Genomic DNA, 19,504 nt, shown 5'->3' on the forward strand with positions numbered 1-19,504 from the left:
CAGGAGGAGGATCGAAGAAGTCTATTCGGCCCGCAGGGGCCGCGCGAGCAGGCGCTCGATGGCGTCCGCGACCGAGAGCCGCCCCGCCACCACCTCGGCGACCGCGGAAGAGATCGGCAGCTCGACGCCGGTCCGGCCCGCGAGCGCCGCCAGCGCCCCGGCGGTCGCCGCGCCCTCGGCGAGCTTTTCGGGCGCAGGCTCGCCCCGGCCGATCGAGAGGCCGAGCGAAAAGTTGCGGGATTTCGGCGATGTCGCTGTCAGCACGAGGTCGCCGAGGCCCGACAGGCCCGACAGCGTCTCGGGCCGCGCGCCGATCGCGCCCCCAAGCCGGGCGAGCTCGGCGAAGCCGCGGGCGATGAGCGCCGCGACCGCGCTCGCGCCGAGGCCGCGGCCCTCCACCACGCCGGCGGCGATCGCCAGCACGTTCTTGGCCGCGCCGCCGAGCGCGGTCCCTGCGACGTCGGTCGAGCGATAGGGGCGGAACGAGCGCGTCGCGAGGGCCTCGGCGACCTGTCCCGCCACCGCCTCGTCGGCGCAGGCGAGCGTGACGGCGGTGGGCAGGCCGCGCGCGACGTCGTCGGCGAAGCTCGGGCCCGACAGCAGCGCGTTCGGACGGCCGGTCAGCGTCTCGTCCAGCACCTGATGCGGAAGCTTCAGCGAACCGCGCTCGACGCCCTTGCAGGCCGCGACCGCGACCGCGCCGGGTTTCAGATGCGGGGCGGCGCGGCCCGAGACCTCACGCAGCGTCTGGGTCGGCGTCACGAACAGCACGATGTCGGCGAGCCTTAGCGCCGCAAGATCGGCGGTCGCCCGCACCCCGTCGTGGAGCTTGATCCCCGGCAGCCGACGCTCGTTCTCCCGCGCCCGCTCCATCTCGGCCATGACGGCGGCGTCTCGGCCGATCAACGGAACATCCGCGCCGCTCGCCTCGGCGGCGACGTTCGCGAGCGCCGCGCCCCAGGCGCCGGCGCCCAAAACCGCGATCACGCTTTCGCTCCCGGCGCGGCCGCCGTCATGTCGAGCGGCCAGCGCGGGCGCGGCGCGAAATCCAACCCGTCGGACAGCCCCAACGCCAGCCTCTCCGCACCCGCCCAGGCGATCATCGCGCCGTTGTCGCCGCAGAGATTCAACGGCGGGGCGACGAGCCTCACGCCCATCTCGACGGCGAGCCGGGTGAGCCCCTGCCGGATCGCGCCGTTGGCCGCGACCCCGCCCGCCACCACGAGCGTGGACGGCCTGCCATGCCGTTCCCCGAAGACGCGGAAGGCCGCGCGCGCACGGTTCGCCACGACGTCGGTCACCGCGGCCTGAAAGCTTGCGCAGAGGTCGTCGACGTCCTGGTCGGAAAGCGGCGCGATCTGCTCGGCCTCGAGCCGCACCGCGGTCTTAAGGCCCGACAGCGAGAAATTGGGCTCGGCCCGTCCGAACATCGGCCGTGGGAACGCGAACCGCGCCGGATCGCCTGTCTCGGCGCGCTTTTCGACCTGCGGGCCGCCCGGATAGCCGAGGCCCAGCATCTTCGCGACCTTGTCGAACGCCTCGCCCAACGCGTCGTCCACCGTCGAGCCGAGCCGCTCGTAGCGCCCGACGCCGAGCACCGCGAGCAACTGGGTGTGGCCGCCGGAGGCGAGCAGCAGCAGATAGGGGAACGCGATCCCGTCGGTGAGCCGGGCGGTCAGCGCGTGCGCCTCGAGATGGTTCACGGCGCTGAACGGCTTGCCGGCGACGAGCGCCAGCGCCTTGGCGGCCGTCAGCCCGACGATCACCCCGCCCACGAGCCCCGGGCCGGCGGCGGCCGCCACGCCGTCGAGCTCGCCGAGGCCGAGCCGCGCGTCGGCGAGCGCCTTCTCCACCACGCCGTCGAGCGCCTCGACATGGGCGCGGGCCGCGATCTCGGGCACCACGCCGCCGAAGGCCGCATGCTCCTCGACCTGCGCGCGCACGACGTTGGACAGGATCACGCCCGGCCCGTCGGACACGCGCCGGACGACCGCGGCCGCGGTTTCGTCGCAGGTTGTCTCGACGCCGAGAACGAGCATGGGGCGGGCGGATCTCCGGTTGCCGGGCGAGGAGGAATAGCCGCGCCCGAGCCGGGCGTCGACCACGGCGTGGCTTCGAGCCGTGATCACGTCCGAATGCACGACGTCGGTGATCGTTCGGGGGATCGCGCCGACGGGACCGAGGCGATATGGATGTCGGTAAAAGCCGACATACAAAACATACAAGCAGACAAGAACGAGCAGCCCAATGCCCGCCCCCCTCCTTCGCATCGGCACCCGCGGCAGTCCGCTCGCGCTCTGGCAGGCCAACACGGTGCGCGACGGGCTCGTGGCGGCGCTGGGCGGGGATCCGGACACGGTCGAGATCGTGGTGATCAAGACCACGGGCGACGTCATCCAGGACCGCCCCTTGAGCGAGGCCGGCGGCAAGGGCCTGTTCGTGAAGGAGATCGACGAGGCGCTGCTTGGCGGCCGCGTCGACCTCGCGGTCCATTCCGCCAAGGATCTGCCGACCGACCTCGCCGAGGGCACCGGGCTTGCGGCCGTGCTGCCGCGCGCCGACGTCCGCGACGCGCTGATCGGGGGTTCGGCCGCGACCCTCGACGCGCTGCCGCAGGGCGCGGTCGTCGGCACCGCGTCGCTGCGGCGCGGAGCGCTGGTGCGGCGGCGGCGGCCGGACCTCAAGGTGGTCCCGTTCCGCGGCAACGTGCAGACGCGGCTCGACAAGCTTTCGGCCGGCATGGTCGACGCGACGCTGCTCGCGCTCGCCGGCCTCAGCCGGCTCGGCCTCGCCGCCCACGCGACCGAGATCCTCCCCGAGGACGATTTTCCGCCGGCGCTCGGCCAGGGCGCGGTCGCGGTCACGGCGCGCGTCGGCGACGAGCGCACCCGCGAAGCGCTCGGCGGGCTCGACTGCGTCGCGACCGCGGCGGCGCTCGCCTGCGAGCGGGCGTTCCTGAAGATCCTCGACGGCTCCTGCCGCACGCCGATCGCGGGGCTCGCCCGCGTCGAGGGCGACGCTCTCGCGTTCCGCGGGCTGGTGCTGTCGGAAGACGGCGCGCGGACCGTCGAGGGCGAGATCCGCGGCGGCGCGACGGACGCCGAGCGTCTCGGCGCCGAGGCCGGCCGCGACGTCCGCGCGAGGACGCCCGCCGATCTCCTGGCCGCCTTCGGATGAAGATCCTCGTGCTCCGTCCCGAGCGCGCCGCGCAGCGCACGGCGGAGGCGCTGGCGCGGCTCGGGCACGAGGCGATCCTCGCGCCGGTGCTCACGATCGAGGACCTGCCCTCGCCCATCCCGGACGGACCGTTCGACGCTGTGCTGGCGACGAGCGCCAACGGCCTGCGGAAGCTGAAGAACCGGCGGGAGATCGCCTCGCTGACGGATCTTCCGCTGATCGCCGTGGGCGACCGCACCGCCGAGGCCGGCCGCGAGGCCGGGTTCGCTACGGTTCACGTCGCCGAGGGCGACGGGCGCGCGCTGGTGGCGGAGGCCGCGGCCCGCTTCCCGACGCCGGCGCGTTTTCTTCACGCCGCAGGGGCCGACCGGGCCTTCGACATCGCGGGCGCGCTTGCAGGACACGGCCACGAGACCATCGTGGTCGAGCTCTACCGGGCGACCGCGGCGACAAAGCTGCCGGAGGCGGCCACGGCGGCGCTCCGCGACGGGACGGCGGGCGCAGTGCTCCATCATTCGGGACGCATCGCCGCGACCTTGGCGGCGCTCGCCGAGGCCGAGGGGCTCGGCGAGGCGCTGCGCGCGCTGCCTCACGCCGCCCTCGCGCCGCGCATCGCCGCGATTCTCGGAGAGGCCGGCTGCGGCCGCGTCGAGGTCGCCGCGCGGCCCGACGAGGCGGCGCTTCTCGAAGCGCTTCAAGCCATCTTGAATCGATGACGGGACGACGGCTCGCCATCGCCGCCCCGGCGGTCTAATTAGGTCTCGGCGGTCGCGTTCGCGGCCGCACCCCTTTGACGTGAAGCGAGGTCGAGATGGCGGACCCGAAAGGACCCGAGACCGGACAGGGCGCGAAGGCCGGCCACAGCGCCCGCCCCCGCGCGCAGACCCTCGACCTTTCAGCGAACGACGTTTCCGCCAAGAGCGAAACGGCCAAGAGCGAGACTGCGAAGCCCGATCAGGCCAAGGCTGAGCCGGCGACAGCTGAGCCCGCCAAGGCCGCGGCTCCCGCGAGCCCGACGCCTGCAGCGGGGGTGGCTCCCAAGATCGACGCGGCGAAGACCGAAGCGCCGAGGCCGGGCGCCGCTTCGTCCGAGCAGCCGAAGCCTCAGCCTTCGGGCGCGGCTGCGACGTCCGCCTCGGCGGCGCCGAAACCGGACCCCAAGAGCGACGCCAAGCCGACGGCCGCGGCCGCCCCGAAGCCCGACGACAAGCCGGGTTCGGCCCCGGCGCCCTCTCCAAAACCCGCCCAGAGCGTCCCGCCCGCCTCCGCCTCTCCCCGCCCGGAAAGCGACGGCGTGGGCGTGTTCGGCGTCGCGGCCGCGGCGATCGGCGGGGCGGCGATCGCGGTGCTGGTGATCGCGCTGTTCGGCAAGGATTTCATGGGGCTCGGCGGCGGCGACGCGGCGCGGATGGGGGCGGCGGAGGCCAAGCTCGACGCGGTCGGCCGCGACGTCGCGGCGCTCCGCGCGCAGCTGTCGAAGACCGCGCAGTCGACCGACACCAGCGCGATCGATGCGCGCCTGGCCGACGTGTCCAAGGCCATCGAGGCCTCGAACGGCCGCGTCGGCGGCGTCGAGGGCGAGTTGAAGGCGCTCTCGGCCAAGGTCTCCGAACCGCCGCCGGCCGATCCCGCGATCGCGGCTCTGGCGGGCCGGGTCGAGGGGCTGGAGCTTCGCCTGCAGGCCTCCCCGACCGCCGACGCGCTCGCGAGCGTGGCCGCGCGCATCGAGGGGGTGGAGGCCCGGCTCGGCGAGCTTCCGACCAAACAGGCGGTGGCGGAGGTGAACGCCAACGTCTCGGCCATGGGGGCCAAGGTCGAGGCCGCGACCGGCCCGCTCGCCGCCCGCGTCGACGCCGTCGCGACGGCGCTCAAAGAGCGGCCCGAGGGCGATCCCGCGGCGCGGCTCGTGGTGGCGCTCGGCGCGCTCGACGCCGCGATGGAGGCCGGCCGACCCTTCGTCAACGAATTCGAGGCCGTGAAGGCCGCGACAGGCTCCAACGCCGAGCTCGACGCCCTCGCGCCCTACGCCGCCAAGGGCATGCCGACGCGGTCCGCGCTCGGCGCGGAGCTGTCGGCGGCGATCGGCAAGCTGGCGCCCATCAAGTCCGAGACCACCGGTTCGGTGTTCGAGCGCTTCGTCGCCAACGCCGGCGGCGTGGTGAAGATCACCCCGCAGAAGGCGGGCTCGGGCTCCGATCCCGAGGCGATCCGCGCCCAGGTCGCGGCCGCCGGCGCGGCCGGCGACATCGAGGGCGCGCTCGCGGCCCGCGGCAGGCTCGACGAGGCCGCCCGCGCCGCGACCGACGACTGGGCGAACCGCGCGAGCGCGCTCGTCTCCGCCGAGGCCGCGATCGGCTCGGCCCGCACGGCGGCGCTCGCCCGCCTCACCGCGAACGACTGAGGACAGACCCAAGATGGTGCGCGTTCTGCTCTATCTCGTCCTCGTGGGGATCTTCGCCTGCGCGGCGGTCTGGATCGCCGACCGGCCCGGCGACCTCGTGATCAACTGGCAGGGCTACCGGATCGAGACCTCGGTCTCGTTCGCGGCGGTCGTCATCGCGGCGGTCGCGATCACGACCGTGATCCTGTGGAACGTGATGCGCTGGATCCTCGCGGGTCCGGAAGCCTTCGCGCTGTTCCGGCGCAATCGCCGGCGCGCGAAGGGCTATGAGGCGATCGCCCGCGGCGTGGTGGCGGTCGGCACCGGCGACGCCAAGCGCGCAGGCCGCGAGGCGAGCGAAGCCCGCAAGCTACTCGGCCGCGAGCCGCTGACGCTGGTGCTCGCCGCGCAGGCCGCCCAGCTTTCGGGCGACGGCCCGGGCGCCGAGGCCGCGTTCCGCGCGATGACGGAGCGGACCGAGACCAGGTCGCTCGGCCTGCGCGGTCTCTTCGTCGAGGCCGAGCGCCGCGGCGACCGCGCCGCCGCCAAGGCGCTCGCCGAGGAGGCCGCGAGGCTGACGCCCGACACCTGGGCCGGCCAGGCGCTGTTCGACTATCAGTGCGCCGAGCACGACTGGGCCGGGGCGCTGCAGACGCTCGACCGCCTCTCGGCCAACCGCCTGATCGACAAGGCCGACACGCGCCGCCGTCGCGCGGTGCTGCTGACCGCGCAGGCCATGGAGGACGGCGGCGACCCGCAGGGCGCGGTCAAGCGCGCCCGCGAGGCCCATTCGCTCGCGCCCGACTTCCCGCCGTCCGCCGCGCTCGCCGCGCGGCTCCTCGCCGAGCAGGGCGACGCCAAGAAGGCGATGAAGATCGTCGAGACGACCTGGGCCAAGACCACCCATCCCGATCTCGCCGAGGTCTATGTCCATGTCCGCCCCGGCGATTCGGCGCGCGACAAGCTGAAGCGCGGCCGCTCGCTCTCCGAACGCTCGGGCGAGGATCCGGAAGGGCTGATCGCGCTCGCCCGCGCCGCCATCGCGGCGCGCGAGCTCGGCGAGGCCCGCGCCGCGATCGGCAAGCTGCTCGGCGCGCGGCCGACGGCGCGCGCCTGCCTCCTGATGGCCGAGCTCGAGGAGATCGAGCATGGCGAGCAGGGCCGCGCCCGCGAATGGCTCGGCCGGGCGCTGCGCGCGCCGCGCGACCCCGCCTGGGTCGCCGACGGCGTTTCGAGCGAGGCCTGGGCGCCGGTGTCGCCGGTCACCGGAAAGCTCGACGCCTTCGTCTGGAAGATCCCGGTCGAGGAGAGCCGTCCGCGGCTCGCCGCCGAGGCGTGGCTCGACCAGGGCCCGGTGGAGCCGCTGCGCGCGCTCGAGCCGCTCGAGCCCGTCGCGCCGCCGTCGAACGCGATCGCGCCCGTCCCCGTCGCGCCTGTCCCCGTCGCGCCCTTGCCGCGCGAGATGCCGACGCTGAGCGAGCCGGCGGCCGAGGCGAAGACGCCGGAGCCGGCCAAGAGCCAGCCCGCAAAGCCGGCGCTCGCCAAGACCGATGTGGCCAAGACGGAAGCCGTCAAGGCCGAGCCGGCGAAAGCCGCGCCGGTCGAGACCGTGAAGGCGGATCCGTCGCCCGTCGAGAAAACGCCGGCGAAGCCCGAGTCCGGCCGCAAGCCCGTCGCGCGGCCGACGGCGGCGGTGTTCCCGCTGTCGCGCGCGCCCGACGATCCAGGTCCGCAAGGCGGCGGCGAGCCGGCCGATACGGTTACGGGCGGGCAAAGCTTCCCGGCGCAACGCCCGAACTATTGAGGCGTAGGGCTAGAGCGCGGCGATTTTAGAATGAGGCGCCAGGTCGTGGATGCCCGGCGGCGGCCGGGCAAGACGGCTTGCGCGCGCAAGACCGCGTCGCACTTTCAGAGCCCCCTTACGCGAGAGGCGAGCGGACCCGCTCCGGCCGCACGCCCACGCCGATGAGCCGCGCGGGAAGGCCCTGCAGGATCGGGAAGCGGTCGAGCAGGCGGAGCGGAAGCGGCGGCGTCAGCTTCGTGCGGCTCGCGAGCGTCGGGGCGACGACGTTGTTCTGCATCATGAGCTGCATCGCCTGCGTGACCCGCACGGCCGGCATCCGTCGCGCCTGCACGCGCGCGAGCGCCGCCTCGTCGACGGGCCCTCGGCGCAGCGCTTCGGCCAGCAGATTGGCGGTCGCGATCGCGTCCTGGATCGCGACGTTCACGCCGACGCCGCCGATCGGCGACATCGCATGGGCGGCGTCGCCGATGACGAGCAGGCCCGGGGCGTGCCAGCGGTCGAGACGATCGACCGCGACCGACAGCAGGCTGGTCTGATCGAAGCTCTCGATCTCCTGCGCCCGCTCCGGGGGGAACGGCCCGAGCCGACCGATCCGCGCGCGAAAGGCCTCGATTCCCTCGGCCTTCACCGCCTCGCCCCCGCCCTTCGGGATAACGAGCGCGCATTGCCAGTAGTCGCCGCGGTTGATCGCGATGAAGAGGCCCTCGGAGCTGAACCGCCCTGCGGTCGCCGCGCCGTCGCCGGGCGCGCGCGAAACGCGGAACCACATCACGTCCATCGGCGCGCCGAGCGTCTCGACCTCGAATCCCGCGGCCTTCCGGATGGTCGAATGCCGTCCGTCCGCCCCGACCACGAGATCCGCCTCGACACGGAGCGGACCTTCGGGCGTCTGGGCTTCGACGCCCGTGACGCGGCCGGCGTCGTCTCTCAGAAGCTCGGTGGCCTGCGCTCTCCGGAACAGCGTGAAATTCGGCAGGCGCGCGGCCTCGCCGGCGAGGAAGTCGAGAAAGTCCCACTGCGGCATGAGCGCGATGAAGCGCTTCTTCGTCTTCAGGCGGCGGAAGTCGGCCACCTGGAAGATCTGGTCCTCGACGATCGCCGAGAAGGTCTCGACCTCCTGATGCGGCAGCTCGAGGAAACGCTCCAGGAGGCCGAGATCGGAGAGCGCGTCCATAGTCGAGGGGTGGATGGTGTCGCCGCGGAAATCGCGCAGGAAATCCGCGTGCTTCTCGAGCGCCATCACCTCGACGCCGGCTCGCGCCAGGAGCAGCGAGAGCATCAGGCCCGCGGGCCCGCCGCCGACCACGCAGCAGCGAGTCCGGACCTCCATGGTCGGTTCTCCGGGCCGCTAGAGAGCGCGGCCGGCGCGCGCGCCGCGCTCTTCGAAGCCAAAGGCCGAGCGGAGGTCGCTTGCGACGAGCTCCTGCGCCGAGCGGGCGTGGCGCACGATCGCGCCCATGCCGAAGAAGCCGTGGCTGACGCCCTCGAAGTCGACCGCGTTCACCGCGACGCCCGAGGACCGCAGCTTGTCGGCGAGCTCGTGGCCTTCCGAGCGCAGCGGATCGATCTCGGCGGTGAGCAGGGTGATCGGGGGCAGGCCGGACAGATCGGCGTGGCCGACGAGATCGAGGCGCGGGTCCTCTTTCTGGTCGACGCCCAGAAGCGCATGGCCGAGATACCAGCCGATCATCGCCTTGTTGACGGGCCGCGCGAATTCGTTCGTCCGGAACGAGGGGGTGGTCAGATCGACGCCAGCGAGCGGATAGATGAGCGTGAGATGGACCGGCGGCGTCATCTCCCGGTCCCGCGCCGCGATCGCGACGTTGATCGCGAGGTTGCCGCCCGCGCTTTCGCCCGCGACCGCGATCTGGCCGGGCGAGGCGCCGAGCTCCTCGGCTTTCTCGAGCGCCCAACGATAGGCCGCGACCGCGTCGTCATGGGCGGCGGGAAACTTGTGTTCGGGCGCGCGGCGGGTCTCGACCGCAAGCACCAGCGCGCCTGTCCGCGAGGCGATCGCGCGGGCGCTGGCGTCATAGTCGTCGAGGTCCGACAGCACCCAGCCGCCGCCGGGATAATAGACGACGAGGGGCAGAGGACCGGAGGCGACGCCGGCGGGCGTATAGAGCCGGGCCGCAAGTTCGCCGTCGGCGCCCGGATAGCGCAGCTCGCGCGTGCGCACCTCCTCGTCGGGATCCGAAATCCCGTATCTCGCCATCAGCGAGGAGACGGCGTCGGCGGGCGAGGGCTGGCTGCGGGCCTCCTCGGGGGTGAGATCCTCGATCGGCTCGGCGCCGAGCGCCTTCAGCTCGTCGATCACCCGCGCCATGTCGAGTTCGGCGCGGGCCGTCGGGTCGCCGGCGACCACGCCGAGAAGGCGCGTCACGCGTTCGCCGAAGGTCGCTTCGGGCAGGGGTACCTCGTCGATCGTCGACATGCGGGGCCTCCTCCTATCGGGCGGGCCGGACGCCGGTCTTCTTACGCACACGCGCCGCGTCTTCGGCCGGGTGATCATTGGACAAGGTGGCCCGAGTTGAGGCCGGTGGGAAGCCCCCTGTAGCCGCATTGATGAGGCCCGCTCGTCTCCCTCCCCCGCAGAGGGGAGGGAGACGAGCGGCGGAGGGACTCGGCGCGCTCAATGCGCGGTCGCGTCGCCCACCCGGCCGTGCACGAGGTCGTGCACGAAGCCGAGCTTCTGGATCACAGGCTCGGCGAGCACGAAGGGATAGGGGTCCGGCGCGCCCATCGAGCGGTTGAGCGAATTCAGCGCCGAGGACAAAGCGAGCCAGGAATCGGCGATCTGCGCCATCGGGGTGTCGGCCCCATAGGCGTCGAAATTGACCTTGGCGGTCAGCACGTCCTCGCGGTCGACCTTGGGATTGACGCGGAAGCCCCACGCGCCCGCGGTGTCGAGCGTGTCGGTGATGTGGAGGTAGTGCGCCCAGGTCTCGGCGAAGTCCTCCCAGGCGTGGGAGGCGGCGTAATGCGAGACGAACTCGTTCTGCCAGCCGGGTTTCGGGCCATTGGCGTAATGGGTCTTGAGCGCCTCGCCATAGTCCTGGGAATCGTCCCCGAAGGTCTGGCGGCACTGGTCGAGCGCGCCGCCGTCGCGCACCAGGCGGTCCCAGTACCAGTGACCGACCTCGTGACGGAAATGGCCGAGCAATGTGCGGTAGGGCTCGCCCATCGAGGTGCGGCGCTTTTCGCGTTCGGCGTCGTCGGCCTCGACCAGCGCGATGGTGATGAGGCCGTCGTCATGGCCGGTCATCACATGGTCGCCGGTGGCGGGGCTGTCGCTCAGGAACTGGAAGCCGAGGCCTTCGGGGTGCTCGTCGCGGGTCTGGAGCGGCAGGCCGAGCTTGATCAGCGTGTAAAACAGGCGGCGCTTGGCCACCTCCATCTTGCGCCAGAGCTCGACATTGGCGGCGTCGGAGGTGTCCGGCACCACGAGATTGTGCCGGCAGCAGAGGCACATCTGCTCGCCGCCCGAGGCCGGCGTCAGCCAGTTGCAGACCCCGAAGGCGTAGTTCGAGCAATAGAGCCAGGAGGCCCCGTCCGACCGCTCGCCGACCGAGCGCCAGGCGCCGTCGTCGGACTTCTCGAGCGCGAGCATCGTGTTGGAGGTCGGCTCGTAGCCGAGCGCATGGTTGCAGCGCTCGCAGACGACGTTCTCGAAGAACACCACCTGGCTGCAATGCGGGCAGGCGAACAGTTTCATTTGAGCGGTTTCCCCGTAAGGCGCCCAGCGCCGTTTCGACCCGCTGAATGCTCCAGCCCGCCTTTCGTTCCACGTCCGGCGCCTGTCTTTTCGCCAATCTCGGCGCTTGTCGCCCCGCCGCCACGGCGTAAGCTCACCGCGCCCTCGATCAAAGAAGGTTTCCCCAGAGCCAGATGTCGATCCTCGCCGCGCTTCGCCACGTCACGCACTACAAGTACGACCGCCCGGTCTTCCTCGGACCCCAGATCGTCCGCCTGCGGCCGGCGCCGCATTCGCGCACGAAGGTCCCGTCCTTCTCGCTGAAGGTCTCGCCGGCGGAGCACTTCATCAACTGGCAGCAGGATCCGTTCGGCAACTACCTCGCCCGCTTCGTGTTTCCCGAGCCGGTGCGCGAGTTCAAGATCGAGGTCGACCTCCTCGCCGACATGACGGTCTACAACCCGTTCGACTTCTTCGTGGAGGAGAGCGCGTCGGAGTGGCCCTTCGCCTATGAGGCGGAGCTGAAGTCGGACCTTGCGCCCTATCTCGAGGTCGAAGCCTTCGGGCCGGACTTCGACGCCTTCTTCGAGGCGATCGACCGCTCCGAGAAGGGCACGGTCAACTTCCTCGTCGGCCTCAACCGCCACGTCGCCAATCTCGTGCGCTACACGATCCGGATGGAGCCGGGCGTGCAGACGCCGCAGGAGACGCTGTCGATCGGCTCCGGCTCCTGCCGCGACTCGTCCTGGCTTATGGTGCAGACCATGCGGCGCCTCGGCTTCGCGGCGCGGTTCGTCTCCGGCTACCTGATCCAGCTCAAGCCCGACCTCGTCGCGATCGACGGGCCGGCGGGCACCGACCACGACTTCTGCGACCTCCACGCCTGGGCGGAGGTCTATCTTCCCGGCGCGGGCTGGATCGGCCTCGACCCGACATCGGGCCTGCTCACCGGCGAAAGCCATGTGCCGCTCGCGGCGACCCCGCACTACCGCTCCGCGGCCCCGATCTCGGGAGCCGCGAGCTTCGCCGAGGTCGACTTCGCGTTCGACATGGGCGTCTCCCGCATCGCCGAGCGGCCGCGGGTCTCCTTTCCGTTCTCGGACGAAAGCTGGGACGCGCTCGACGCGCTGGGCGAAAAAGTCGACGAGGAGCTCCGCGCCAATGACGTCCGCCTCACCATGGGCGGCGAGCCGACCTTCGTGTCGATCGACGACTTCCAGTCACCCGAATGGAACGCCGACGCGGTCGGGCCGGCGAAGCGCGCGCTCGCCGACGACATGATCCGGCGCCTGCGCGACCGCTTCGCGCCCGGCGGCTTCCTGCATTACGGGCAGGGCAAGTGGTACCCGGGCGAGACGCTGCCGCGCTGGACCTTCTCGCTCTACTGGCGCAAGGACGGCCGCCCGATCTGGAAGAACCCGGACCTGATCGCGCGGGAAAAATGCTCCGCCAAGGCCGACATCGCGGCCGCCGAAGCGATCACCAAGGACATCGCGGCCCGGCTCGGCGTGCCGGCCGAGAACGCGTCCGCCGCCTATGAGGATCCGTCCTACTGGCTCGCCCGCGAGGCGCAGCTCCCCGAAAACGTCGATCCCAGCAACCCCAAACTCGCGGACGCCGAAGAGCGGGCGCGCATCGCCAAGGTGTTCGACCGCGGCCTCAACGCTCCGACCGGCTTCGTGCTGCCGGTCCAGGCCTGGCAGGCGCAGGGAATCCGCTGGATCTCCGAGCGCTGGTCGACGCGCCGCGGCAAGCTGTTCCTGACGCCCGGCGACAGCGCGCTCGGCTACCGCCTGCCGCTCGGCTCCCTGCCCTATCTCAGCTCCTCGCAGTTCCCGTTCTTCGCGCCGATCGATCCCGTGCGCGAATACGAGCCGCTCCCTACCCCCGAGGCGATCGCGCTCGCCCACCGCCAGCGCAGCGTCGCGGGGCCGACCGCCTCGCCGATCGCGGGCGCGGCGACCGCGGCCGGGGACGCCGCCTCGCTCGGCGTCGAGATCGCGGGCTTCGTCCGCACCGCGATCTCGATCGAGCCGCGCGACGGCAAGCTCGCGGTGTTCATCCCGCCGATGGAGTCGATCGAGGCCTATCTCGACCTGTTGACCGCGATCGAGGACGCGGCCGAGACGCTCGGCGTCCCGATCCACATCGAGGGCTATGCGCCCCCGCATGATCCGCGCATCAACGTGATCCGCGTCGCGCCCGATCCCGGCGTGATCGAGGTCAACGTCCATCCGGCCGCCTCCTGGGCGGAGGCCGTCGACATCACCTCGGGCGTCTATGAGGACGCGCGCCAGTCGCGGCTCGGCGCCGACAAGTTCATGGTCGACGGCAAGCATGTGGGCACCGGCGGCGGCAACCACGTGGTCGTGGGCGGCGCGACGCCGCTCGACTCGCCGTTCCTGCGCCGGCCCGACCTGCTGAAGTCGCTGATCCTGCACTGGCAGCGGCACCCGTCGCTGTCTTATCTCTTCTCCGGCATGTTCATCGGGCCGACCAGCCAGGCGCCGCGCGTCGACGAGGCGCGCCACGACGGGCTCTACGAGCTCGAGATCGCGATGGCGAACGTGCCCTCGCCGTCCGACGGCTGGTCGACGCCCGCATGGCTCGTCGACCGGCTGTTCCGCAACCTGCTGATCGACGTCACGGGCAACACCCACCGCTCGGAAATCTGCATCGACAAGCTCTATTCGCCGGACGGGCCCACGGGCCGGCTCGGCCTCGTCGAGTTCCGCGGCTTCGAGATGCCGCCGGATCCGCGCATGAGCCTCGCGCAGCAGCTCCTCATCCGCGCGCTGATCGCGAAGTTCTGGAAGGAGCCCGCGACGGGCGGCTTCGTGCGCTGGGGCACGCGGCTGCACGACCGCTTCATGCTGCCGGCCTTCGTGTGGGCCGACTTCCTCGACGTGCTCGCCGATCTCGGGCGCTCGGGCTATCCGCTGCGGCCCGAATGGTTCGAGGCGCAGTCGGAGTTCCGCTTCCCGTTCTGCGGCCGGATCGAGCGCGAGGGCGTGACGCTCGAGCTTCGGCAGGCGCTCGAGCCCTGGCACGTCATGGGCGAGACCGGCGCGATCGGCGGCACGGTGCGCTTCGTGGACTCCTCCGTCGAACGCCTTCAGGTGAAGCTGACGAACGGCGATCCGTCCCGCCATGTCGTGGTCTGCAACGGCCGCGCGGTCCCGCTGACGCCGACGGACGTCGGCGGCGAGATGGTGGCGGGCGTGCGCTTCAAGGCGTGGCAGCCGGCGTCGGGCCTGCATCCGACGATCCCGGTGCATGCGCCGCTCACCTTCGACATCTACGATCGCTGGTCCAAGCGCTCGCTCGGCGGCTGCGTCTATCATGTCGCGCATCCGGGCGGGCGCAATTACGAGACGTTTCCGGTCAACGCCAACGAGGCGGAAGCGCGACGCCTCGCGCGCTTCGAGGACATCGGCCACACGCCCGGCGCCTTCGAGCCGATCCGCGAGACGCCCGACCCGAGCCTGCCGTTCACGCTGGACCTCAGGCGGCCGGCAGGACTGGGATAGGGCGCGCGACTCCCTCCCCTGTCCCAGGGGAGGGAAACTTCCACCGTCTCTTTTTTACTGCGGAGAAACATTAGAGCGGCGCCGCGGCGTCTCGCCCATCGTCAAACCGCGCGAAACGGCGCAATGATGCGCGCGAGCGGAACGCGCGCTTCGGGGGAGCGCATCGGGCGGTGAGCATTCTGTCGATCGACGGCAAGGCGGCCAAAGAAGCGGCCAAGGAGGCCGCCAAGGGAACGGCCAGGACCGAGGCCCCGCGCGCCGGGCTTCTCGACGGCTATCGCCCGCCCGAAGGCGTCATCGACGAGATGCTCGGGCCGGACGGCCAGGTGCGCCCGCATTATCGCGAGCTGGTTTCGGCGCTCGGCGGCCTCGGCGAACCCGAACGCGCGCGCCGCTTCGGCAGCGCCGCGCAATATCTGCGCGAGGCCGGCGTCTACTATCGCGTCTATGGCGGACAGGAGCCCGGCGAGCAGACTCGCTCCTGGCCCCTCGCCTTCCCGCCGCTCATCATCGAGCGGCGCGAATGGGCCGACCTCGTCGCGGGGCTCACCCAGCGCGCGGTCTTCCTCGAAAAGCTGATCGCGGACCTCTATGGCGAGCGCCGCCTCGTGCGCGACGGCGTGCTGCCGCCCGCCGTGCTCGGCCGCAATCCGGAGTTTTTGCGCCCGATCGCCGACCAGGGCCGGTCGGGACGTCCGCTGATCCGCTTCATCGCGGTCGATATCGGCCGCGGGCCTGACGGGCGCTGGTGGGTGCTGGGCGACCGCACCCAGGCGCCCTCGGGCGCGGGCTTCGCGCTCGAGAACCGGGTCGCGACCTCGCGCGCCTTCCCGGACCTCATCCGCGACCTCAAGGTCCAGCGGCTCGCGGGTTTCTTCCAGCAGTTTCGCGAGACGCTGAACGCGCTCGACGACGGCAAGGGCGCGCGCGTCGGCGTGCTGACGCCCGGCCCCCACAACGAGACCTATTTCGAGCACGCCTATCTCGCCCGCTATCTCGGCTTCCTGCTGCTCGAGGGCGGGGACCTCGCGGTCCATGGCGGGCAGGTGGTGGTGCGCACGGTCGACGGGGCCAAGCCCATCCACGTGCTGTGGCGTCGCCTCGACGGCGACTTCGCCGACCCGCTCGAGCTCCACGCCGGATCGCGCATCGGCACGGCGGGCCTCGCCCGCGCGGTGCGCGAAGGCTCGGTCGAGATGGTCAACGCGCTGGGTTCGGGCCTGCTCGAGACCCGCGCCCTGCTCGCCTTCCAGCCCGCGCTCGCCCGCGCGCTGCTCGGCGAGGAGCTGAAGCTGCCGACGGTCGCCACCTGGTGGTGCGGGCAGGAGGCCGAGCGCGCCTATGTCTCCGAACATCGCGACGAGCTGTCGCTCGCGCGCGCCTTCCCGCAGTCGCCCAACGCCGAGGAGCGCCGCCGCCCGCTTGATCTCGGCATCCGCGCCTCGGCCTCGGCGCGGCTGATCGAGGATCTCGACGGCGACGGCGTCGACGTCGTCGGCCAGGAGATCGTCGCGCTCTCGACCGCGCCGGTGTTCGTCGACGGCAAGCTCACGCCGCGCCCGGTGACGGTGCGGGTCTATCTCGCCCGCGACGCGTCCGGCTGGCGGGTGATGCCGGGCGGCTTCGCGCGCGTCTCCACCTCGACCGATCCGCTCGCCGTCGCGATGCAGTCGGGCGGGCATTCGGTCGACGTCTGGGTGCCGTCGGAGAAGAACGAGAAGCCCGTCACGCTGCTCTTCAGCGAGCAGCGCAATTTCTCGCGGCGCCTGCCGAGCGCGCCGCCCTCGCGCGCGGCCGACAACCTGTTCTGGCTCGGCCGCTACGTCGAACGCGCCGAATGCGCGACGCGGCTCGTGCGCCTCTACGCCTCGCGGCTCGCCGAAGGCGAACGGCGCGGAACGCTCGAGGCCGAGATCGGCGAACTCCTGACCGGCCTCGACGTCGAGGCCGCGGTCGCCGATCCGGCGACGACGCTGCTGAAGGCCTCGCGCATGGCCTTCGCCACCGCCTCGCGCATCCGCGACCGGTTCTCGCCGGACGGCTGGCGGGCGCTGCGCGAGGTCGTGGACCTGATCGAGAGCCACATCCGCCTGCGCGAGCCCGGCGACCTCGTCGACGTCGCGAGCCAGGCGCTGACGCGGCTTTCGGGCTTCGCCGGCCTCGTGCACGAGAACATGTACCACTTCACCGGCTGGCGCTTCCTGCAGGCCGGGCGGCTGCTCGAGCGGGGGCAGGTCTCGGCGCAGGTCGCGGCCGCCTTCGCCAAGATCCCGGAGGGCGGGCTCGAGGCGCTGCTCGAATTCGCCGACAGCCGCATCACCTATCGCCGGCGCTATTCGGTGCATCTGTCGCGCGAGACTGTGATCGACCTCACGGTGCTCGACCCTTTCAATCCGCGCTCGGTCGCGTTCCAGGTCAACGGGCTGAAGAGCGTTCTGGACGAGCTGCCGGGCATCCGCCGCGGCGAGACGCTCGCGACGGTGTCGCGCCGCATCGCGCGCCTTCAGGTGCGGCTCGCGACCGGAGACGCGTCCGAGGTCAACGAGGCCTTCCTGCTGCGCGTCGCGACCGATCTCGGCGACATCTCGGATCTTCTCGGCCAGCGCTATTTCGGCGCCGCCCCGCTCGCCTCCGGCGAAGGCGCGGAGGCCGAATGATCTACGACCTCTCGCTCGTCATCGCCTATGACTACGCCGAGCCTGTGAACGACGCGCGCCATATCCTGCGCGTGCGCCCGCGGCTGGAGCCCGGCCAGCGCCCGGGCCCGGTCAAGCTCGTCGTCGAGCCGCGCCCCGACGAACAGATCCGCGACCGGGACTTCTTCGGCAACGCGCTCGACCACCTCCTCATTTTGCCGGCTCACGAGGCGCTTGAGGTGCGGATGTCGACCCAGGTCGAGGTGGAGCGGCCGCGCCCCGATCTCGGCCGCACCCCTGCGCTCGGAGAACTGACGGCGCTCGCCCGGGCCTCGCGGGACGTCAGCGGCGCCGGGCCGATGCATTTCCTCGGCGACAGCCGCCGGGTGCGGATCTCCGCGCCCTTCGCCGACTATGCGCGCGACGCGATGGCGGACGGGCGTCCCGCCGGCGAGGCGGTGTTCGAGCTCGCGGCGCAGATCAAGGACGAGTTCGACTACGCCCCCGGCGCGACCAAGGTGGACACGCCGGTGGAGGAGGCCTTCGCCAAGCGCGAGGGCGTCTGCCAGGACTTCGCCCATGTCATGATCGCGGGCCTGCGCGCCGTCGGCGTGCCGGCCGCCTATGTCAGCGGTTTCCTGCGCACCGTGCCGCCGCCGGGCAAGCCGCGGCTCGAAGGCGCCGACGCGATGCACGCCTGGGTCACGGCCTGGCTCGGGCCGCAGGTCGGCTGGGTCGGCTTCGACCCGACCAACGCCATGCTCGCGATCGACGACCACATCACGGTCGCGGTCGGCCGCGACTACGCCGACGTCGCGCCGATCGACGGCACGGTGATGACCGCGGGGTCGCAGACCACGAGCCATTCGGTCGACGTGAAGCCGGTCGAGCACGCGACGGCGTGAGCCGTCGCTATCTTACTGTTGTCGCGAGCGAGCCACCGCGCGTCATCCCGGCCGGAGAGCCGGGATCCAGAACCGGCACGGCTGGTCCAGACTCCCGCCGCGGCGTCGGTTCTGGATCCCGGGTCAAGCCCGGGATGACGGCTGAGCTGGAGCCGGCCGCAGCGCCCGCCTCCTGACGACCCGCCCGAACCTCCGCCCGTCATCCCGGCCGAAGAGCCGGGAACCAGAACCGGAACAACTGGTCCAGACTCCCGACGCGGCGTCGGTTCTGGATCCCGGGTCAAGCCCGGGATGACGGCTGAGCTGGAGCCGGCCGCAGCGCCCGCCTCCTGACGACCCGCCCGAACCACCCGCCCGAACCTCCGCCCGTCATCCCGGCCGGAGAGCCGGGATCCAGAGCCGGAACGGCCGGGTCCTGACTCCCGCCACGGCGTCGGTTCTGGATCCCGGGTCAGGCCCGGGATGACGGCTGAGTATGAGCCGGCCGCAGCGCCCGCCGCCCGACGACCCGCCCGAACCTCCGCGCGTCATCCCGGCCGAAGAGCCGGGATCCAGAACCGGGACGGCTGGTCCAGACTCCCGCCGCGGCGTCGGTTCTGGATCCCGGGTCAGGCCCGGGATGACGGCTGAGCGGAGCCAAAGCGTCCCCAAAAGCCCGGCTTCACGCGCCCTGCGGGATCCTGGCCACGACCTTGAGCTCGAAGTCGAAGCCCGCGAGCCAGGTCACGCCGACCGCGGTCCAGTTCGGCGGCCGTTTGCCGATCACCGTTTCGCGGACCTTGACGACCGTTTCCAGCTGGGCCTCCGGATCGATGTGGTAGGTGGTGAGGTCGACGATGTCGTCGAAGCTCGCGCCTTCGGCCTTCAGCGTCGCGATCAGCGTGTCGAAGGCGAGCCGCACCTGCTTTTCGAAGTCGGGCTCGGGCGTTCCGTCGTCGCGGGCTCCCACCTGCCCGGAGACGAACAGCAGGTCGCCGGCCCGGGTCGCGCCCGAATATCGGAACTTCTCGTAAAGCGCCTGCATGCCGGCGGGGGGCGTGGCGTCTTGCGTGCTCATCTGATTTCTCTCCATGACGTCGTCGCGGCCGACCTCGGCCGCGCATAGCTACGTTTCGTATGTCGGCGATGTCGGAACATACGTCGCGTATGTCAATGGCGCGGGAGAACGGTTTCTGCGCTTCCGCGTTCACGGCCCCGCGACTTCCCCATGGGATCGCGGATCGATAGTTTGCCGCCGGACGGAGGAGAAACGTTCCCCGGTGGGGCGTCCGGTCTTCAAAACCGGGAGGGGCCGCGGATGCGGTCTTTGGTGGGTTCGACTCCCACTCTCTTCCACCAGTCACCGATCCATCCGCGCTTCACAGGAACGGCGGCCGCC

Annotated in this window: 13 protein-coding genes and 1 tRNA gene; 8 read left to right on the plus strand and 6 right to left on the minus strand. The window is 71.8% G+C overall.

All coding sequences use genetic code 11. From position 1 onward, the window contains the following. Positions 1 to 21: 21 nt before the first annotated feature. Positions 22 to 1,029, minus strand: a complete 1,008-nt coding sequence (locus tag ACFOWB_RS03800) for an NAD(P)H-dependent glycerol-3-phosphate dehydrogenase (RefSeq protein WP_378146081.1) — start codon at positions 1,027 to 1,029, stop codon at positions 22 to 24. Continuing rightward, positions 984 to 2,039, minus strand: a complete 1,056-nt coding sequence (tsaD, locus tag ACFOWB_RS03805; protein ID WP_378146083.1) for a tRNA (adenosine(37)-N6)-threonylcarbamoyltransferase complex transferase subunit TsaD — start codon at positions 2,037 to 2,039, stop codon at positions 984 to 986. The genes ACFOWB_RS03800 and tsaD overlap by 46 nt, the downstream gene beginning before the upstream one ends. A gap of 208 nt (positions 2,040 to 2,247) precedes the next feature. Between tsaD and hemC the strand changes: the two genes are divergently transcribed. The 4 genes from hemC (at position 2,248) to ACFOWB_RS03825 (ending at position 7,361) form a co-directional block, all read left to right on the plus strand. Further along, a complete protein-coding gene (gene hemC / locus ACFOWB_RS03810) occupies positions 2,248 to 3,177 on the plus strand; it encodes a hydroxymethylbilane synthase (RefSeq protein WP_261401252.1) in 930 nt (309 codons plus the stop codon). After that, entirely contained in the window at positions 3,174 to 3,893 is a 720-nt protein-coding gene (locus ACFOWB_RS03815; RefSeq protein ID WP_378145762.1) for a uroporphyrinogen-III synthase, read from the plus strand. The genes hemC and ACFOWB_RS03815 overlap by 4 nt, the downstream gene beginning before the upstream one ends. Positions 3,894 to 3,988: 95 nt before the next feature. Beyond that, on the plus strand, positions 3,989 to 5,578 hold the full coding sequence (locus ACFOWB_RS03820) for a COG4223 family protein (RefSeq protein WP_261401250.1): 1,590 nt from the start codon (positions 3,989 to 3,991) through the stop codon (positions 5,576 to 5,578). Positions 5,579 to 5,591: 13 nt separating this feature from the next. Further along, positions 5,592 to 7,361 carry a heme biosynthesis protein HemY gene (locus tag ACFOWB_RS03825; protein WP_261401249.1) on the plus strand — a complete coding sequence of 590 codons (1,770 nt, stop codon included), beginning with the start codon at positions 5,592 to 5,594 and terminating at the stop codon, positions 7,359 to 7,361. 115 nt (positions 7,362 to 7,476) lie between these two features. Here the strand turns inward: ACFOWB_RS03825 and ACFOWB_RS03830 are convergent, their stop codons facing one another. From ACFOWB_RS03830 to ACFOWB_RS03840, 3 genes are all read right to left on the minus strand, one after another. Then, the gene (locus ACFOWB_RS03830; protein ID WP_378145764.1) at positions 7,477 to 8,691 is read right to left on the minus strand and encodes an FAD-dependent oxidoreductase; all 1,215 of its coding nucleotides are present in this window, start codon (positions 8,689 to 8,691) and stop codon (positions 7,477 to 7,479) included. A gap of 18 nt (positions 8,692 to 8,709) precedes the next feature. Continuing rightward, the gene (locus ACFOWB_RS03835; RefSeq protein ID WP_378145766.1) at positions 8,710 to 9,795 is read right to left on the minus strand and encodes an alpha/beta hydrolase; all 1,086 of its coding nucleotides are present in this window, start codon (positions 9,793 to 9,795) and stop codon (positions 8,710 to 8,712) included. A 198-nt stretch (positions 9,796 to 9,993) separates the two neighbouring features. Continuing rightward, complete coding sequence (locus ACFOWB_RS03840) at positions 9,994 to 11,076, minus strand: zinc-binding metallopeptidase family protein (RefSeq protein WP_378145768.1); 1,083 nt, start codon at positions 11,074 to 11,076, stop codon at positions 9,994 to 9,996. Between the two features lie 173 nt (positions 11,077 to 11,249). Here ACFOWB_RS03840 and ACFOWB_RS03845 point away from each other — a divergent pair, with 173 nt between their 5' ends. The 3 genes from ACFOWB_RS03845 to ACFOWB_RS03855 all read left to right on the plus strand — a co-directional run bounded on the left by ACFOWB_RS03845 (position 11,250) and on the right by ACFOWB_RS03855 (position 18,126). Further along, positions 11,250 to 14,585 (plus strand): transglutaminase family protein, encoded by a 3,336-nt coding sequence (locus ACFOWB_RS03845; RefSeq protein ID WP_378145770.1) that lies wholly within the window; start codon positions 11,250 to 11,252, stop codon positions 14,583 to 14,585. A gap of 170 nt (positions 14,586 to 14,755) precedes the next feature. Continuing rightward, complete coding sequence (locus ACFOWB_RS03850) at positions 14,756 to 17,242, plus strand: circularly permuted type 2 ATP-grasp protein (protein WP_378145772.1); 2,487 nt, start codon at positions 14,756 to 14,758, stop codon at positions 17,240 to 17,242. Then, positions 17,239 to 18,126 (plus strand): transglutaminase family protein, encoded by an 888-nt coding sequence (locus ACFOWB_RS03855; RefSeq protein ID WP_261401247.1) that lies wholly within the window; start codon positions 17,239 to 17,241, stop codon positions 18,124 to 18,126. The genes ACFOWB_RS03850 and ACFOWB_RS03855 overlap by 4 nt, the downstream gene beginning before the upstream one ends. A gap of 661 nt (positions 18,127 to 18,787) precedes the next feature. Here ACFOWB_RS03855 and ACFOWB_RS03860 read toward each other — a convergent pair. After that, complete coding sequence (locus ACFOWB_RS03860) at positions 18,788 to 19,183, minus strand: RidA family protein (RefSeq protein ID WP_261401246.1); 396 nt, start codon at positions 19,181 to 19,183, stop codon at positions 18,788 to 18,790. Positions 19,184 to 19,366: 183 nt separating this feature from the next. Here ACFOWB_RS03860 and ACFOWB_RS03865 point away from each other — a divergent pair. After that, positions 19,367 to 19,464, plus strand: a tRNA-Sec gene (locus ACFOWB_RS03865). Positions 19,465 to 19,504: the final 40 nt, after the last annotated feature.

Origin of the sequence: Chenggangzhangella methanolivorans, assembly GCF_042648545.1 — a bacterium.
GTDB classification, from domain to species: Bacteria; Pseudomonadota; Alphaproteobacteria; order Rhizobiales; family Methylopilaceae; genus Methylopila; species Methylopila methanolivorans.

Coding starts and splice junctions, on each gene's coding strand:
- ACFOWB_RS03820 (WP_261401250.1), top strand. CDS start 3,989: ATGGCGGACCCGAAAGGACCCGAGACCGGACAGGGCGCGAAGGCCGGC.
- ACFOWB_RS03855 (WP_261401247.1), top strand. CDS start 17,239: ATGATCTACGACCTCTCGCTCGTCATCGCCTATGACTACGCCGAGCCT.
- ACFOWB_RS03860 (WP_261401246.1), bottom strand. CDS start 19,183: ATGAGCACGCAAGACGCCACGCCCCCCGCCGGCATGCAGGCGCTTTAC.
- ACFOWB_RS03835 (WP_378145766.1), bottom strand. CDS start 9,795: ATGTCGACGATCGACGAGGTACCCCTGCCCGAAGCGACCTTCGGCGAA.
- ACFOWB_RS03825 (WP_261401249.1), top strand. CDS start 5,592: ATGGTGCGCGTTCTGCTCTATCTCGTCCTCGTGGGGATCTTCGCCTGC.
- tsaD (WP_378146083.1), bottom strand. CDS start 2,039: ATGCTCGTTCTCGGCGTCGAGACAACCTGCGACGAAACCGCGGCCGCG.
- ACFOWB_RS03815 (WP_378145762.1), top strand. CDS start 3,174: ATGAAGATCCTCGTGCTCCGTCCCGAGCGCGCCGCGCAGCGCACGGCG.
- ACFOWB_RS03830 (WP_378145764.1), bottom strand. CDS start 8,691: ATGGAGGTCCGGACTCGCTGCTGCGTGGTCGGCGGCGGGCCCGCGGGC.
- ACFOWB_RS03845 (WP_378145770.1), top strand. CDS start 11,250: ATGTCGATCCTCGCCGCGCTTCGCCACGTCACGCACTACAAGTACGAC.
- ACFOWB_RS03840 (WP_378145768.1), bottom strand. CDS start 11,076: ATGAAACTGTTCGCCTGCCCGCATTGCAGCCAGGTGGTGTTCTTCGAG.
- hemC (WP_261401252.1), top strand. CDS start 2,248: ATGCCCGCCCCCCTCCTTCGCATCGGCACCCGCGGCAGTCCGCTCGCG.